Source organism: Krasilnikovia sp. MM14-A1004 (assembly GCF_047159485.1).
Taxonomy (GTDB): domain Bacteria; phylum Actinomycetota; class Actinomycetes; order Mycobacteriales; family Micromonosporaceae; genus Actinoplanes.
The window spans coordinates 1,034,081-1,049,405 of record NZ_AP038773.1; the positions used below are offsets into that span (position 1 = coordinate 1,034,081).

The 15,325-nt window shown below is 71.6% G+C and carries 9 protein-coding genes and 1 pseudogene; 5 read left to right on the plus strand and 5 right to left on the minus strand.

Annotated features, from left to right (window positions below):
• Window positions 1-604 precede the first annotated feature (604 nt).
• Both ACMCNN_RS04885 and ACMCNN_RS04890 read left to right on the plus strand, forming a co-directional pair.
• Complete coding sequence (locus ACMCNN_RS04885; RefSeq protein WP_412744975.1) at window positions 605-1,912, plus strand: sensor histidine kinase; 1,308 nt, start codon at window positions 605-607, stop codon at window positions 1,910-1,912.
• 27 nt (window positions 1,913-1,939) lie between these two features.
• Window positions 1,940-2,584, plus strand: coding sequence for a response regulator (locus ACMCNN_RS04890; RefSeq protein WP_412744976.1), 645 nt, complete (start codon window positions 1,940-1,942; stop codon window positions 2,582-2,584).
• Window positions 2,585-2,642: 58 nt separating this feature from the next.
• On the opposite strand, the gene ACMCNN_RS04895 is transcribed toward ACMCNN_RS04890, so the two are convergent.
• On the minus strand, window positions 2,643-3,143 hold the full coding sequence (locus tag ACMCNN_RS04895) for a DUF3224 domain-containing protein (protein ID WP_412744977.1): 501 nt from the start codon (window positions 3,141-3,143) through the stop codon (window positions 2,643-2,645).
• A 207-nt stretch (window positions 3,144-3,350) separates the two neighbouring features.
• Here ACMCNN_RS04895 and ACMCNN_RS04900 point away from each other — a divergent pair.
• Window positions 3,351-3,788 (plus strand): annotated as a pseudogene (locus ACMCNN_RS04900) (DegT/DnrJ/EryC1/StrS family aminotransferase); the annotation flags it as partial.
• 81 nt (window positions 3,789-3,869) lie between these two features.
• Here ACMCNN_RS04900 and ACMCNN_RS04905 read toward each other — a convergent pair.
• On the minus strand, window positions 3,870-5,822 hold the full coding sequence (locus ACMCNN_RS04905) for a penicillin-binding transpeptidase domain-containing protein (protein ID WP_412744978.1): 1,953 nt from the start codon (window positions 5,820-5,822) through the stop codon (window positions 3,870-3,872).
• A 212-nt stretch (window positions 5,823-6,034) separates the two neighbouring features.
• Between ACMCNN_RS04905 and ACMCNN_RS04910 the strand changes: the two genes are divergently transcribed.
• Both ACMCNN_RS04910 and ACMCNN_RS04915 read left to right on the plus strand, forming a co-directional pair.
• A complete protein-coding gene (locus ACMCNN_RS04910; protein WP_412744979.1) occupies window positions 6,035-10,999 on the plus strand; it encodes an NAD-glutamate dehydrogenase in 4,965 nt (1,654 codons plus the stop codon).
• A 137-nt stretch (window positions 11,000-11,136) separates the two neighbouring features.
• On the plus strand, window positions 11,137-13,314 hold the full coding sequence (locus ACMCNN_RS04915) for a heavy metal translocating P-type ATPase (RefSeq protein WP_412747059.1): 2,178 nt from the start codon (window positions 11,137-11,139) through the stop codon (window positions 13,312-13,314).
• Between the two features lie 306 nt (window positions 13,315-13,620).
• On the opposite strand, the gene ACMCNN_RS04920 is transcribed toward ACMCNN_RS04915, so the two are convergent.
• Genes ACMCNN_RS04920 through ACMCNN_RS04930 form a run of 3 tightly spaced genes read right to left on the minus strand, consistent with a single transcriptional unit; the run spans window position 13,621 to window position 15,210 of the window.
• Window positions 13,621-14,364, minus strand: a complete 744-nt coding sequence (locus ACMCNN_RS04920) for a TetR/AcrR family transcriptional regulator (protein ID WP_412744980.1) — start codon at window positions 14,362-14,364, stop codon at window positions 13,621-13,623.
• Window positions 14,345-14,776 carry a thiol-disulfide oxidoreductase DCC family protein gene (locus ACMCNN_RS04925; RefSeq protein ID WP_412744981.1) on the minus strand — a complete coding sequence of 144 codons (432 nt, stop codon included), beginning with the start codon at window positions 14,774-14,776 and terminating at the stop codon, window positions 14,345-14,347. The genes ACMCNN_RS04920 and ACMCNN_RS04925 overlap by 20 nt, the downstream gene beginning before the upstream one ends.
• On the minus strand, window positions 14,773-15,210 hold the full coding sequence (locus tag ACMCNN_RS04930; RefSeq protein WP_412744982.1) for a hypothetical protein: 438 nt from the start codon (window positions 15,208-15,210) through the stop codon (window positions 14,773-14,775). Before ACMCNN_RS04930 ends, ACMCNN_RS04925 begins: the two co-directional genes overlap by 4 nt.
• Window positions 15,211-15,325 lie beyond the last annotated feature (115 nt).

The window sequence follows — 15,325 nt, forward strand, 5'->3', positions numbered from 1 at the left end:
CCGACGAGGAGCCGGACGGCGCGGCCGTCTCCGACCTGGACGGTTCCCCGGCTGCGGACGCCGTCGCGGCCTCGCCCGCGAAGGTGGGTGACGCACCGCCCCTCGGCCCGGACGCCACCGACGTGCCGCCTCATGGGCTGGACGCCGCCGTGCCGCCTCTCGGCCCGGACGCCACCGACGTGCCGGTCGCGGCCACCGCCGCCGATGTGCTGGTCGGGGCCACCGCCGACGACGACACGGCGGTAGCCGAGGACACGACCGTGCCGCGGGATGCGGTGGCCGACGAGCCTCAGCCGGTGGAGGAGTCCCACGCCGGGGCCGGGGACGAGGAGGCGATCCGCCCGGCCAGCCGCCCGCTGGGGGCCGCTCCGCTGCTCGACTCGGACCCACTGCCGGCCACCCGTCCGGGCATGCTGCGGCGGCCGGCCGACGGCTTCACCCTCCCGGCGCAGCGCCCCGCATTCGACATCGGCCCCGGGGAACCGGCCGACATCGCGTGACCGGCCCACCGGCAGGGGGTCGACCGGTGGTCGGGTTAGCCCTACCGTCAACCGGGCGGCCAGCGGGATCGGACGGGGGGATCATGATGTCTAGCGTCGACGACATGGACATGACCGCCGTTCCCGCGGTGCCCGGCCGCGGCCTGGCCCAGCGCCTCCTGCGCCAACTCGGCCTCGACACCCTCTACATCCTGCTCGGCTTCCCGCTGTCGCTGGTCACGCTGGTGCTGTTCGTCACCGGGTTCTCCGTTGGCGTCGGCACTCTGATCATCTGGATCGGGCTGCCGATCCTGCTCGGCACCTTCCTGCTGGCGCGCGGGTTCGCCATGCTGGAGCGGGCCCGGATCGCCCCGATCCTCGGCCGCCGGGTGCCGCAGGCCGTGTACAAGCAGGCCGGGGAGGGTGCCGGGGTCGTCCGGCGGGCGCTGATGCCGATCGTCGACGGCCAGTCGTGGCTCGACCTCGTGCACGGCATGGTCCGCCTGTTTCCCAGCACCATCGCCTTCTCCGTCGCTGTCACCTGGTGGGCCGGAGCCCTGGGTGGCCTGAGCTACCCGCTGTGGGACTGGGCGCTCCCGCGGGATCCCGGCAGCGAGGACCTGCCGATGGTGCTCGGGCTCGGCGACGGGTACGCCACCCGGATCGTCTTCCACCTGGCGGTCGGCTTCTTCTTCGCCGGCACGCTGTACCTCGTGATGCGGGCCATGGCACTGCTGGAGGCGCAGGTCGCCAGGGGCATGCTCAGCGGCGTGCACGAGCTGCGGAAACAGGTCGTCGAGGCCCGGACGGCCCGGGACATCGCCCTGGAGCAGAAGTCGGCGGCGGTGTCCGCCGAAGCCGCCGCCCTGCGCCGGCTCGAACGCGACATCCACGACGGCCCGCAGCAGCGGCTGGTCCGGCTCGCCATGGACCTCGGCCGGGCCGAGCAGCAACTCGCCAGCGACCCGGAGGCGGCCCGGGCGACCGTCGCCGAGGCGCTCGGGCAGACCCGGGAAACGCTGGCCGAGCTGCGCGCGCTGTCGCGCGGCATCGCCCCGCCCATCCTCGTCGACCGGGGGCTGCAGGCGGCGCTGACCGCCCTGGCCGGCCGGTGCACCGTACCGGTGGATCTGGACGCCCCGCCGATCGACCGCCTCGACGCGGCCGTCGAGTCGACCGCGTACTTCGTGGTGGCCGAGGCGCTCACCAACGTCGCCAAGCACAGCCACGCCGCCGAGGTCCGGGTCAGCGTCCGGCGGGAGCCCACCGGCTTGGTCGTCGTCGTGGCCGACGACGGTGTGGGCGGCGCGAGTGTGGCCAAGGGGCACGGCCTCGCGGGCCTGGCGGATCGCGTCCAGGCGGCCGGGGGCGTCATGGACGTGGCAAGCCCGGCGGGCGCCGGGACGACGCTGACAGTGGCCCTGCCTCTGTAGAAAGCCGCAGCACATAGGCTCGTCGGCATGCGGGTGGTGATCGCCGACGACGCCGTGCTGTTGCGCGAGGGTCTGATCCGGCTGGTGGAGGAGAACGACTGCACCGTCGTCGAGGCGGTCGGCGACGGTCCGTCGCTGGTACGGGCCATCGCCGAGCACCGCCCCGACGTGTCCATCGTGGACGTCCGGATGCCGCCCACGCACACCGACGAGGGTCTGCGCGCCGCCGTCGAGGCCCGCGCCGCGGTGCCGGGCAGCCCGGTGCTGGTCCTCTCCCAGTACGTCGAGGTCGACTACGCCGACGACCTGCTGGCCGACCGCCGCGGGGCGGTCGGCTACCTGCTGAAGGACCGGGTCGCCGAGATCGCCGAGTTCATGGACGCGCTGCGGCGGGTGGCGGGCGGCGGCACCGTGCTCGACCCGGAGATCGTCGGGCAGTTGCTGGTCCGGCGGCGCCGCGACGACCCGCTGCGCCACCTGACTCCGCGCGAACGCGAGGTCCTCGGGCTGATGGCGGAGGGCCGGTCCAACACCGCCATCGCCCGCAAGATCGTGGTAACCGAGGGTGCCGTGGAGAAGCACGTCCGCAACATCTTCACCAAGCTCGACCTCCCACCCGACGAGGAACAACACCGCCGGGTCCTGGCCGTACTGACCTACCTGCAGAAGTAGCGGAGGCGCGAGGCGGCCGGGGTGACCCGGCCGCCCCGCGCTATTCCACCCCGCCCGGCTAGTGGAAGCACACGGTGCCGGTGTAGCGGGAACGTCCACCGTCGGGGAACGTGAAGGTGCCCTGCGACCGCAATGCGCCGGTGGCGCCGTTGAGGTATCCGGTTCCTCCGATGATGGTCTGCAGGTCCACGATCGAGCCGTCACCGCCGGAGGAGAAGGCGCCCGCGTTCTTGATGATCAAGCTGCCGGTCCGTCCGCCGATCCTGCCCGTCAGGGTGGAGTCCGAGGTGAACAGCTGCACGGTGGTCGTCGGCGTGTCCGCGGTCGGCACGATGGAGGTCGCGCGACCCTCGAGTGTTCCGCTGACGCCCCCGCGGTATGTCGCCTCGATGCACAGCCCGACCGGGGACAGGCAGCTGGGCCCGGTGACCGGATGCTCGACGTAGCTGCCGGTGACGGTCGTGCAGTGGGCCGCCGCCTGAGTGGACGTGGCGGGGCCGAGCACGATGGCCAGCACCCCCAGCGTGATACAGACACGGATCCCGCGAGCTGCTGACATGTCGATCTTCCTTCCCCGGTCGCGACCATCGGAATGCCGAACTCATTCAGACGTAGTCTGTGCGCTGGGGCGGGGTGTTATGGATCATTATCGGCATTTTGACCACTGAGGGTGATCGGGCCTCGACGACCAAATCGTCGATGCCGAAGACGACAGCGACACCGGACGGCTGGTCCAACACCGCCATCGCCCGCAAGATCGTGGTAACTGAGGGCGCCGCGGAGACGCGCGCGTCCGCAACATTGCCCGAGCTGTTCAGGCGCACTCGGTAAGCAGGTACAGCAGCGCGAAGGGTCGTGCCGGCGACAATGTGTTGCTTGTCGATCAGATCCCGAATGTCTCCGAGGCGTCACCGCCGAGGGCCAAGTCATCGTCCCTGCTACCGCACCAGTCATGACGGCGATGCCCGTCCTCGCCGTCGGTGCGACTCCGGTGTTCGCAGACGTCGCAGCGCCGACCAACTTCGCCCTGAACCACGATGACCTGACCGCGAAGATTACATCGCGGACTCGGGCGATCATCACGGTGCCGATGTGGGGCTATCCGGCTGACGGGCCAGATCTGACCGATGTCTGCAGCGGATGGGGCATACCGGTAATTGAAGATGCTGCCCAGGCGCATGGCACCAAAATCGCGGAACGTTACGAAGGCTTTGGCGCCACCTTCGGGCTCAACTACAAACTGTCCGCGCTTTCTGGCCAACCGTTGTGGCCGGGCCGAGGTCCGCTATCGGTTGAGGGTGGTGAGGAAGCGGTTGACGATCGGTACGGCCGCCTCGGCGCCGGCGCCGCCCTTCTCCACCATCACCGCGAACGCGATGTCGCCCTGCCAGCCCACGAACCACGCGTGCGTGTCCTTCTGACCGTCCGCGAACTCCGCGGTGCCGGTCTTGCCGAACACCGGCTTGCCGGAGACGTTGCGCAGGCCGGTGCCGGTGCCGCTGGTGACGACCTCACGCATCATGTCGCGGACGGCGCGCACCGCGGTGGCGTCCAGGGCCGGGCCGTCGGCGGCCGGGTGGGTGGGCGCCGGGTCGGTGATCAGACGTGGCTGACGGAACTGGCCGCGGGCGACGGCGGCGGTGGCTCCGGCCATCGCCAACGGGCTGACCACGGTCGTGCCCTGACCGAAGGCCGCGGCGGCCAGCTCGGTCGGGGTGGCGCCGGTCGACACCTTGCCGGGGAACGCTTCGACCCCGATGTCCCACTGGGCGCCCACGCCCAGCTGGGCGGCGCTGCTGGCCAGGCCGTCGGCGCCGAGCTTCGGGGCGAGCCCGACGAACGCGGTGTTGCACGACTTGGCGAAGTCGGTGTGGAACGGGACCTTCCCGAGGACCTCGCCGGCCGCGTTGCGGAACTCCCGGCCGTCGACGGTCGCCGTCTTCGGGCAGTCGACCGGCTCGTCGGCGGTGACCGCCTTCTTGGTGAGCAGGCCGAGCGCGGAGGCCACCTTCCAGGTGGAGCCGGGCGGGACCTGCGCGGTGAACGCGGTGTTGACCCCGCCGCCGTCGGGGCCGTTGGCCACCGCCAGCACGTTGCCGTCGCTGATCCGTACGGCGACCAGGGCGCTGGGCTTCGGCTCGGCGCCGACGGCGGCGTCGGCAGCCCGCTGGGCGCTGGCGTTCAGGGTCGTCTTGACCGCGGTGCCGGGCTGGGGCGGGGTGCTGAACAGCTGGGCGTCCTCGACCGTGTTGTCGTCCGGCGACTTGCGGGCGATCACCACGGAGGTGCCCGCGACGCCGCGCAGCACGCTGTCGTAGCGCTGCTGGAGGCCGCCGTGACCGACCAGGTCACCGGCGGCGACGGTGTCCGGGCTGGCGACGAGGTCGTCCTTGGTCGCGAGGTCGACCGTGCCGAGCAGGGCGCGCGCGAACTCGCGGGTGGGCGCTAGCTGGCGCTCCTCCTCGCGGAACACGGTGCCGTCCAGGGGGCGTACGTCGTCGCGGATCTTGTTGTAGTCGGGGCGACGCAGGGTGACCAGGTCGAGGAAGGCTCCGGGGTCGGCCTTGCCGACCCGGGCCTTCAGGTCCTTGAGGTCGACGTCCACCTCGATCTTGTCGAACGCCTGCTGCAGGTCGGCGGTGAGCGCCGCCAGGTCCTTGATCTTCTCGGGGCTGACCCCGATTGTGACCACCTGCTGCGGGGTGACGATCGGCTGCCCGGCGCCGTCGAGGATGCTGGCCCGCTTGGCCGGAACGCGGCGCAGCGCGAGCCGGTCGCCGGTGGTCAGCTCGCTCTGCACGATGGCCGGCTCCCACACCACGCGCCAGCCGTCGCTGTCCTGCTTGGTCATCCGGACCGTGCTCTGGTACGACCACGGGGTGCCGCCGGGCAGGGTCCAGTCGAGCTTGACGGCGCCCGTGGCGATGTCGCCGGTGACCTTGGGGTCCCCCTGGGCGCTGAGCACGAGCGGCGAGCGGGCCAGATCGCCGGCGAGGGCCTGCAGCTGATCCACGACGTCGGGCGCCTTGATCGTGCCGCCGTCGGCGCGGACGAAGCCGACCTTGTCGAGGTTGCCGGAGCGCCAGCCGGTGAGGAAGTCGGCCAGGGTGTCGTCCGGCCCGTTCGAGGAGGAGCATCCCGCGGCGGCGCCGGCCAGCAGCAGCACGGTGGCCGCCACCGCGGCCGTGCGGCGTTGCCGCAGGTCACGCCCGCGGGCCGAGTGCCGGAAGCGGCGCATGGGATTCTCCCCTCCGAAGGTACGTTTGTGAAACTTAGGGAACGGTAGTCGGAGTCGGGCGGTTCCGTGGACCCGTGACAGGTGAGATGTATCAAAACTGGTGCCGGAACGGCCCGTTCCCGCCTGCGCGTTTTCGGGCCTTGCCGCCCACGTTCTAGGCTGGGGTCGACACGTCGAACCCACAGTGTCGTGGGTGAGGGGAGCGCCAGACCATGGCTGTCGCCGACGAGGCAGCGACCGAATCCGATCCCGAGCTCGACTTCGCGGGTCCCGGCTTAGCCCTGACGGGCCGGCTGGGCGCCTCCGGCGAGGACGCCGTACTGGACGAGCCCTTGCCGAACGGCGAGCGTCTCGTCGCCCAGGCGGTCGCCTTAGCCGGCGACGACCATGTGACGGCCGCGCTGGTCGACCGTTTCTGGCGCTTCGCGCCGGACGAGGAGCTGGTCGGGTACACCCCCAAGGAGATGTACGCCGCCGCGCTCGCGCACCGCGACCTCGCCGCCGACCGCCTGCCGGGCGAACTGAAGCTCGCGATCCACGCTCCGGACAACACCCAGTGTCACACGGTGCTGCAGATTGTCACGGACGACATGCCGTTCCTGGTCGATTCCGTGATCGCCCTGCTCAACGCCCACCAGCTCCAGGTGCACCTGCTGGTGCACCCGTTGATCGTGGTGCGCCGCCAGCCGCTGGGCGCGCTGGCCCAGGTCGAGGCGGACGTGGAGCCGGACGACGCGATCGACGGCGACCTGGTGGAGAGCTGGATCCGGATCGAGCTGGACCCGGTCCGCGACGCGGCCGCCCGCGCCCAGCTGCACAACGAGGTCCGCCGGATCCTGACCGACGTCCGCGACGCCGTCGACGACTGGGCCCGGATGCGCCAGCGGGCGCTGGTGATCTCCGACGAGCTGGCCTCCGCCCGCGGCTCCGACACCAAGCTGCCCGTGCCGGACAAGGACGTCACGGACGCGATCGAGCTGCTCAAGTGGCTGGCCCACGACCACTTCACGTTCCTCGGTTACCGCGAGTACCGGCTGGACGGGGATCTGCTGGTGGCGGTGCCGGGCAGCGGGCTGGGCATCCTGCGCGGCGACCAGAACACCCCGCGCAAGCTCTCCTCGATGACCCCCGAGGCGTACCAGCGGGCGCTGGAGAAGCGCCTGTTGATCATCACGAAGGCGAATTCTCGGGCGACCGTGCATCGCTCCGCGTACCTGGACTACGTCGGGATCAAGGTCTTCGACGCGGACGGTCATGTGATCGGCGAGCGCCGGTTCCTGGGGCTGTTCTCCTCGGCGGCGTACCGGACCAGCGTGCGGGAGCTGCCGGTGGTGCGCCGCAAGGTGATGGAGGTGCTGGACCGCTCCGGCCTGTCGCCGCGCGGGCACTCCGGCAAGGACCTGATGCAGATCCTGGAGACGTACCCGCGCGACGAGCTGTTCCAGATCAAGACCGATGATCTGTACGAGGCGGTCATCGGCGTGCTGCGCATGGCCGGGCGCCGCCAGTTGCGGCTGTTCCTGCGCCGCGACGGTTACGGCCGGTTCATCTCCTGCCTGATCTACCTGCCCCGGGACCGGTTCACCACCCACAACCGGCTGCGCATGCAGGAGATCCTGCTGCGCGAGCTGAACGGCATCGGGGTCGACTACACGACCCGGGTGACCGAGCGGATGCTGGCCCGCGTGCACTTCATCGTGCGTACCGACCCGGCCGACCCGCCGGGTCAGGTGGATCCGAACGTGCTGGCCGAGATCCTGGCCGACGCGACCCGGATGTGGGACGACGACTTCTCCCTGGTGCTGGACCGCAAGCTGGGCGAGGAGCCGTCCCGCGAGCTGTTCGCCCGCTACGCCCCCGCCTTCCCGGACGGCTACAAGGACGACCACACCCCGTACGAGGCGGTGCAGGACATCGCCAAGCTGGAGCTGCTGGAGGAGCCCGGCCAGCTGGAGATGCACCTGTACCGCAAGCCGCGGGCCAGCGCCGCCGACACCTCCGGCGAGGGCGATGTCCGGTTCAAGGTCTACCGGTACGGCGAGCCGATGATGCTCTCCGCGGTCCTGCCGGTGCTGCACTCGCTCGGTGTGCGGGTCGTCGACGAGCGCCCGTACGAGGTGCGCCGCGCCGACACCACCATCTACGTGTACGACTTCGGCCTGCGCCCGCCCGCCGGGCACCGCGACCTGAACGAGGTCCGCCCGCAGGTGGAGAACGCGTTCGCGGCGGCGTGGCGTGGCGAGGTCGAGGTCGACGGGTTCAACGAGCTGGTGCTGCGCGCCGGGCTGACCTGGCGACAGGTGGTCGTGCTGCGGGCGTACGCCAAGTACCAGCGGCAGGCGGGCGGGCACTTCTCGCAGCGCTACGTCGAGTCGACGTTCATCGCGTACCCGGAGATCGCGCGGGGGCTGGTGGAGCTGTTCGACACCCGGTTCTCGCCGCGGCTGGAGATCGGCGAGCAGGAACGGGCCCGCCGGGCCGGTGAGCTGGTCGAACGGATCACGGAGCTGCTGGACGGGGTGGACAGCCTCGACCAGGACCGGATCCTGCGCTCGTACCTGACGTTGATCTCGGCGACGCTGCGCACCAGCTTCTTCCAGCGTCGCGCGGACGGCCGCCCCAAGTCGTACGTGGCGTTCAAGCTGGACCCGCAGGCGATCCCGGAGCTGCCCGCGCCGCGCCCGAAGTACGAGATCTTCGTGTACTCGCCTCGCTTCGAGGGCGTGCACCTGCGCTTCGGCGCGGTGGCCCGGGGCGGCCTGCGCTGGTCGGACCGGCGCGAGGACTTCCGTACCGAAATCCTGGGCCTGGTCAAGGCACAGATGGTGAAGAACGCCGTGATCGTGCCGGTCGGCGCGAAGGGCGGCTTCGTCCTGAAGCTCAAGCCGGGGGACCGGGACGAGGCCGTGGCCTGCTACCGGATGTTCATCACGGCGCTGCTGGACGTCACGGACAACATCCTCAGCGGCAAGATCGTCCCGCCGCGGGACGTGGTGCGCCACGACGGCGACGACCCGTACCTGGTGGTGGCGGCCGACAAGGGGACGGCGACGTTCTCCGACATCGCCAACGAGATCTCGGTCGGCAAGGACTTCTGGCTCGGCGACGCGTTCGCCTCCGGCGGTTCGGCGGGCTACGACCACAAGAAGATGGGCATCACCGCGCGCGGTGCGTGGGAGTCGGTGAAGCGGCACTTCCGGGACATGGGCGTCGACTGCCAGTCCCAGGACTTCACCGTGGTCGGGGTCGGCGACATGTCCGGCGACGTGTTCGGCAACGGCATGTTGCTGTCGGAGCACATCCGGCTGGTGGCCGCGTTCGACCACCGGCACATCTTCCTGGACCCGGATCCGGACGCCGCGACCTCGTACGCGGAACGCCGCCGCCTGTTCGACCTGCCCCGCTCGTCGTGGGCGGATTACGACGCGTCCCTGATCAGCGATGGCGGCGGGGTGTTCCCGCGCAGCGCCAAGTCGATCCCGGTGTCCCCGCAGGTGCGGGCCGCGCTGGGGCTGGCGGACGGGGCCACGGCGCTGAGCCCGGTCGAGCTGATGCGGGCCATCCTGGGCGCCCCCGTGGACCTGTTGTGGAACGGCGGCATCGGCACGTACGTGAAGGCGTCGACCGAGTCGCATGCCGAGGTGGGCGACAAGGCCAACGACGCGATCCGGCTCAACGGCAAGGACCTGCGGGCCAAGGTCGTCGGCGAGGGCGGCAATTTGGGCCTGACCCAGCGCGGGCGGATCGAGTTCGCCCGGTCCGGCGGGGCCGACGAGGGTGAGCACCGCAGCGGTGGGCGCATCTTCACCGACTTCATCGACAACTCCGCCGGGGTGGACTGCTCGGACCACGAGGTCAACATCAAGATCCTGCTGGGTGGCGCGGTCACCGACGGCGAGATGTCCGTGCAGGACCGCGACGAGCTGCTGGCGGCGATGACCGACGAGGTCGCGGCGCTGGTGCTGCGGACCAACTACGAGCAGGCGACCGCGCTGGGCAACGCCGGGTCGCAGGCCCACTCGCTGCTGCCGGTGCACCGCCGGATGCTCAAGGAGCTGGAGCAGTCCGGCCAGCTCGACCGGGAGCTGGAGGCCCTGCCGACGGACAAGGCGCTGGCCGCCCGGTACGAGGGCGGCGAGGGGCTGAGCGCGCCGGAGTTCGCGGTGCTGCTGGCGTACGTGAAGATGACGCTGGAGCGCGAGGTCCTCGCGGACGTCATCGTCGACGAGGCCTGGACCACCGACGTGCTGGCCCGGTACTTCCCGACGCCGCTGCGTGAGCGGTGCTCCGGCCGGATGTCCGGGCACCGGCTGCGCCGCGAGATCATCACGACCTCGCTGGTCAACGAGGTGGTCAACCGGGGCGGGACGTCGTTCGTCTTCCGGGCGATGGAGGAGAGCGGCGCGTCCGCGGCGGACGTCATCCGGGCATACGTGGTGGTGCGCGACGTCTTCGGCCTGCGGGACGTGTGGCACGCGGCGGAGCGGCTGGACAACAACGCCCCGACCGGCGCGCAGATCCGGGTGTTCCTGGAGACCCGGCGGCTGCTGGACCGGGCGGTGCGCTGGCTGGTCAGCACCCGGCGTTCGCCGATCGACGTGGCGGGCGAGACCGCGCGGCTGCGTCCAGGGGTGAGCGACCTGCTGCCGCAGATGTTCAACCTGGTGGTGGGCGCGGAGCGGCAGGCCATGGCCGAGCACGTCGAGGAGATCGTCGCGGCCGGGGTGCCGCAGTCGCTGGCCGAGGCGACCACCCGCGTGGCGTACGCGTTCGGCCTGCTGGACGTGCTGGAGACGGCGTCGCAGACGGGCCGGCCCGCGGCGGAGGTGGCCTCTGTCTACTTCGAGATGTCCGAGCGGTTCCAGATCGACGTGCTGCTGTCGCGCATCTCCGAGCTGCCCCGCAACGACCGGTGGCAGACCCTGGCCCGGATGGCGCTGCGCTACGACCTGTACGCCGCGCTGGCGGCGCTCACCGCGGAGGTGCTGCAGTCGACCGGGCCGGAGATGCCCCCGGCCGACCGCATCTCGCAGTGGGCACAGGTCAACGCGGCGTCGATCGCCCGGGCGGGCAACGCCATCGGCAACGTCGACGACACCCCCGGGGATCTGGCTGCACTGTCGGTGCTGCTGCGCCAGATCCGCACCCTGGTACGGACCTCGGCGGCGTCCGGCTGACCCTGTCCCACGCACGAACCGACGCCCCGCCGCTGCCCTGCGGCGGGGCGTCGGCGTTTCCGAGCGGCCTGGCGAGGTACCCCCGAGGGGTATAGAGTGGGCGTGTGACACGGCAGATCGAGCTCGAGATCGGCGGGATGACCTGCGCGGCCTGCGCCAACCGCATCGAGAAGAAGCTCAACCGGCTCGACGGCGTGACCGCCACGGTCAACTACGCCACGGAGAAGGCGCGGGCCACCGTGCCGTCCGGGATCACCGCCGAGGACCTCATCGCCGTGGTCGAGAAGACCGGGTACACCGCCGCGCTGCCGGCCACGCCGGAACAGCCCCCGGCCCCGGCGGCGGACCCGCTGCGTACCCGGCTGATCATCTCCGCGGTGCTGACCGTGCCGGTCGTCGTGCTGGCCATGGTCCCGGCCTGGCAGTTCACCTACTGGCAGTGGCTGTCGCTGACGCTGGCCGCCCCGGTCGTCGCGTACGGCGGGTGGCCGTTCCACCGGTCGGCGTTCGTGAATCTGCGGCACGGCACCGCCAGCATGGACACCCTGGTCAGCCTCGGCACCCTGGCGGCGTTCGGGTGGTCGGTGTGGGCGCTGTTCTTCGGCGACGCGGGGATGCCCGGCATGACGCACCCGTTCACGCTGCGCGCGGGCGGCGGCGAGGACGCCATCTACCTGGAGGCGGCGGCCGGGGTCACCACGTTCCTGCTGGCCGGGCGATACCTGGAGGCGCGGGCCAAGCGGCGCTCCGGTGACGCCCTGCGGGCGCTGCTGGAAATGGGCGCCAAGCGGGTCACGCTGCTGCGCGACGGTGTGGAACGTGAGATCCCGGCCGAGCAGCTGGCGGTCGGCGACGAGTTCGTGGTCCGGCCGGGGGAGAAGGTCGCCACCGACGGGGTCGTGGTCGACGGGGCGTCGGCGCTGGACCTGAGCATGCTCACGGGCGAGTCCGTCCCGGTCGAGGTGCGTACCGGGGACCCGGTCACCGGCGCCACCGTGAACGCGGGCGGCCGCCTCGTCGTGCGGGCCACCCGCGTCGGTGCGGACACCCAGCTCGCCCAGATGGCCCGCCTCGTGGAGCAGGCGCAGGACGGCAAGGCGGCGGTGCAGCGGCTGGCCGACCGGATCTCCGGGGTGTTCGTGCCGCTCGTGATCGCGCTGTCGGTGGGCACGCTCGGGTTCTGGCTGGGCGCGGGGGCGGAGACCACGGCGGCGTTCACCGCTGCGGTGGCCGTACTGATCATCGCCTGCCCGTGTGCCCTCGGCCTGGCCACCCCCACCGCGCTGCTGGTGGGCACGGGCCGGGGCGCCCAGCTGGGCATCCTGGTCCGGGGCGTGGAGGCGCTGGAGTCCGCGCGGCGCATCGACACGATCGTGCTGGACAAGACCGGCACCGTGACCACGGGCCGGATGGAGGTCGTGGCGGTGGAGCCCGCGCCCGGCCGCGACCGCGCGGAACTGCTGCGGTTGGCCGGTGCGGTGGAGACGGCCTCGGAGCATCCGCTGGGGCGGGCCATCGCCCGCGCGGCCACCGCCGAATGCGGGCCGCTGCCCGCGATCTCCGACTTCCGGGCGTCGGCCGGGGTCGGGGTGCAGGCGAGGGTCGGCGACGTCGAGATCCACATCGGACGCGACGACGATGCCGTCGAGGACACGGCACGGACCTGGGTGACGGTCCGCGCGGACGGCGCGGTGCTGGGGCGGCTGGGCCTCGCCGATCGGGTACGCCCGAGCAGCGCCGCCGCGATCTCCCGGCTGCGCGGGCTGGGCCTGACCCCGATCCTGCTCACCGGGGACGCGCCCGCGGTCGCGCGGGCGGTGGCCGCCGAGGTCGGCGTCGACGAGGTGGTGGCCGGGGTGCGGCCCGAGGGCAAGCTCGACGCGGTACGGCGGTTGCAGGGCGGCGGCCGCGCCGTGGCGATGGTCGGTGACGGGGTGAACGACGCGGCCGCGCTGGCCGGGGCCGACCTGGGCATCGCCATGGGTGCCGGGACCGACGTGGCGATCGAGGCGTCCGACCTGACCCTGATGCGCGACGACCTGTCCGCGGCCGTGGACGCCGTGCGGTTGTCCCGGCGCACCCTCGGGGTGATCCACGGGAATCTGTTCTGGGCGTTCGCGTACAACGTGGCGGCGCTGCCGCTGGCGGCGGCCGGGCTGCTCAATCCGATGATCGCGGGGGCGGCGATGGCGTTGAGCTCGATCTTCGTCGTGCTGAACAGCCTGCGGCTGCGCCGCTTCCAGCCCTTCGCGCCGGTTGAGGCGGGGCCGGTTGAGGCAGGGCCGGTTGAGGCGGGGCCGGTTGAGGCAGGGTGAGCCGGGCGCTGACGACTGCTCCCGAAGCCGCCGGGCGCCCGGCTCACTGTCTGTGCCGCGGGGGCCAGGATGGTCCCGTATCCCAGCGTCCCGCGGCGTTCCCCAGATCCACCTACCAGATGTAACGGTAGGTGGTGATTGCCCTTTATCGGAAGCGCTCCGTAGACGATCTGTCCGTTCGGCTGGCTGGCCCCACACCGTCAGATGCGGATTTTCCGGAGTTAACCGCCCTAAACAACCCGGCTCCGCATCGGGCGGTGCGCCGGGAGATCACATTGTGTGACGCTTCTTCATTGCACAGAGTGATCAATCGTCGCGACGCAGCGTTGCGATGAGGCCGGTGACCTGGCGCAGCGCGGGTCGCAGCACCCGCAGCCGGGACAGCGTCACCAGCCGGTCGACCAGCGGGACGGCGCCGTCGATCAACCGCCGGGTCCGGCGCTGGTCCGGTGAGGAGTCGTAGACCCAGAACAGCACGACCCCCATCCACCCCAGCCAGAGCAGCTCGGGCAGCTCCTTGCGCAGCTCCGGGTCCAGCTTGGCCGACGAGCCCTCCACCACCTCCCGGAAGATCCCGATGGCCGCCTCACGCGCCGGGGACGACTCCGCCGAGAACGGGCTGAGCGGCGACGACGGCTCGGCCGCGCTCTTGAAGAACGTCGCCGCGAACGCGTGGTACGGCGCGTTCACGTCGATCCCGGCGTGCAGTGCCGCGCGCAGCCGGGCGGCGAAGTCCCGTTCGGTGGCCAGGACCGACGCCACGGCCGTCCGGTGCGCGGCCTGGTTCTGGTCGTAGAACCCCTGGATCAGGTGTTCCTTGGAATCGAAGTAGTAGTAGGCGTTGCCGACCGCGACCCCGGCCTCCTTGGCGATCGCCCGCATCGTGGTCTCCGCGTACCCCCGCTCGCGGAACAGCCGCAGTGCGGTCTGCAGGATCAGCTCCCGGGTCTGCTCGCCCCGGGCCCGGCGCGGTTTCCCCTCACCGGCCGGGGTTCCGGGGGTGTCGTCGCCGGTCGGGGCTCCGGACGGGTCAGCGGCAGCGGTCGTCACAGACGTCACCGTAGTCGGAGGTGCGGGTGCGATCCCGGACGGCGGCCGCCGCGGCGATGAAGCGGCGCGCGGCGGGCAACAGCCGGGGTGAGCTGAGCCGCTCGGCCATGGCCCGGTGGTCGGCCAGCGCCCAGAGGCAGGCCAGCCAGGCGGCGTCGGACACGTACACGTCCCCGGTGTCCGCGACCACGGTCAGGTCGCGCAGGGTGGCGGCGTGGTCCAGGCCCGGGAAGCGCCGCCGGGCCTCGGCGGACCCGGCCGCGACGAACTCCAGGGGTACGAGCTGGGCCCGGCCCGCCAGCCACCGCCGCGCGGCCCGGCACACCGGGCACCCGGCGTCGAACAGGACGGTGAACCCGCTGACCCGGCCGGCCCCGTGTCCGGCCGGATCTGCGGTGGTCGGCCCGGTCACGCCAGGCCCGGCTGCGGTGCGGCCGGTGGGCGCTGCTGGGGGTGCATCGGCAGGCGCCCGGCGGGCGGCAGCGGCGGCTGGGCCTGCTGGCGGCGCAGGCGGCCCCGGCGGTAGCGCCCGAGGAAGAAGACGTTGCAGAAGTGCAGGACGCCGAGGACCAGCAGGACCAGGCCGATCTTGGTGGAGAGCACCTCCAGCGCCCGTCCCGCGTCGGGCACGGCCGCGCTGGACCGCATGGCCACCGTGACGTAGCCGAGGTTGAGCAGGTAGAAGCCCATGACCAGCAGGTGGTTGACAGCGCGGGCCAGTCGGCCGTCCTCGAACACGTCCTCCAGGAAGACCAGCCCGTTGCGCGACAGGGTGGTGGCCACCCACACCGTCAGCCCGACGCTGACGGCCAGGTAGGCCAGGTACATCCAGACCTTGTGATCCATGGCAGTTGCCTTTCTCGAACACGTTCAACTTTCGTGGGCACAGCCTAAGCCGCTTTGTTGAACGCGTTCAAGAGGTGTGCTGACGATCACCGGACGGCTAACCGGACAGCCGGGC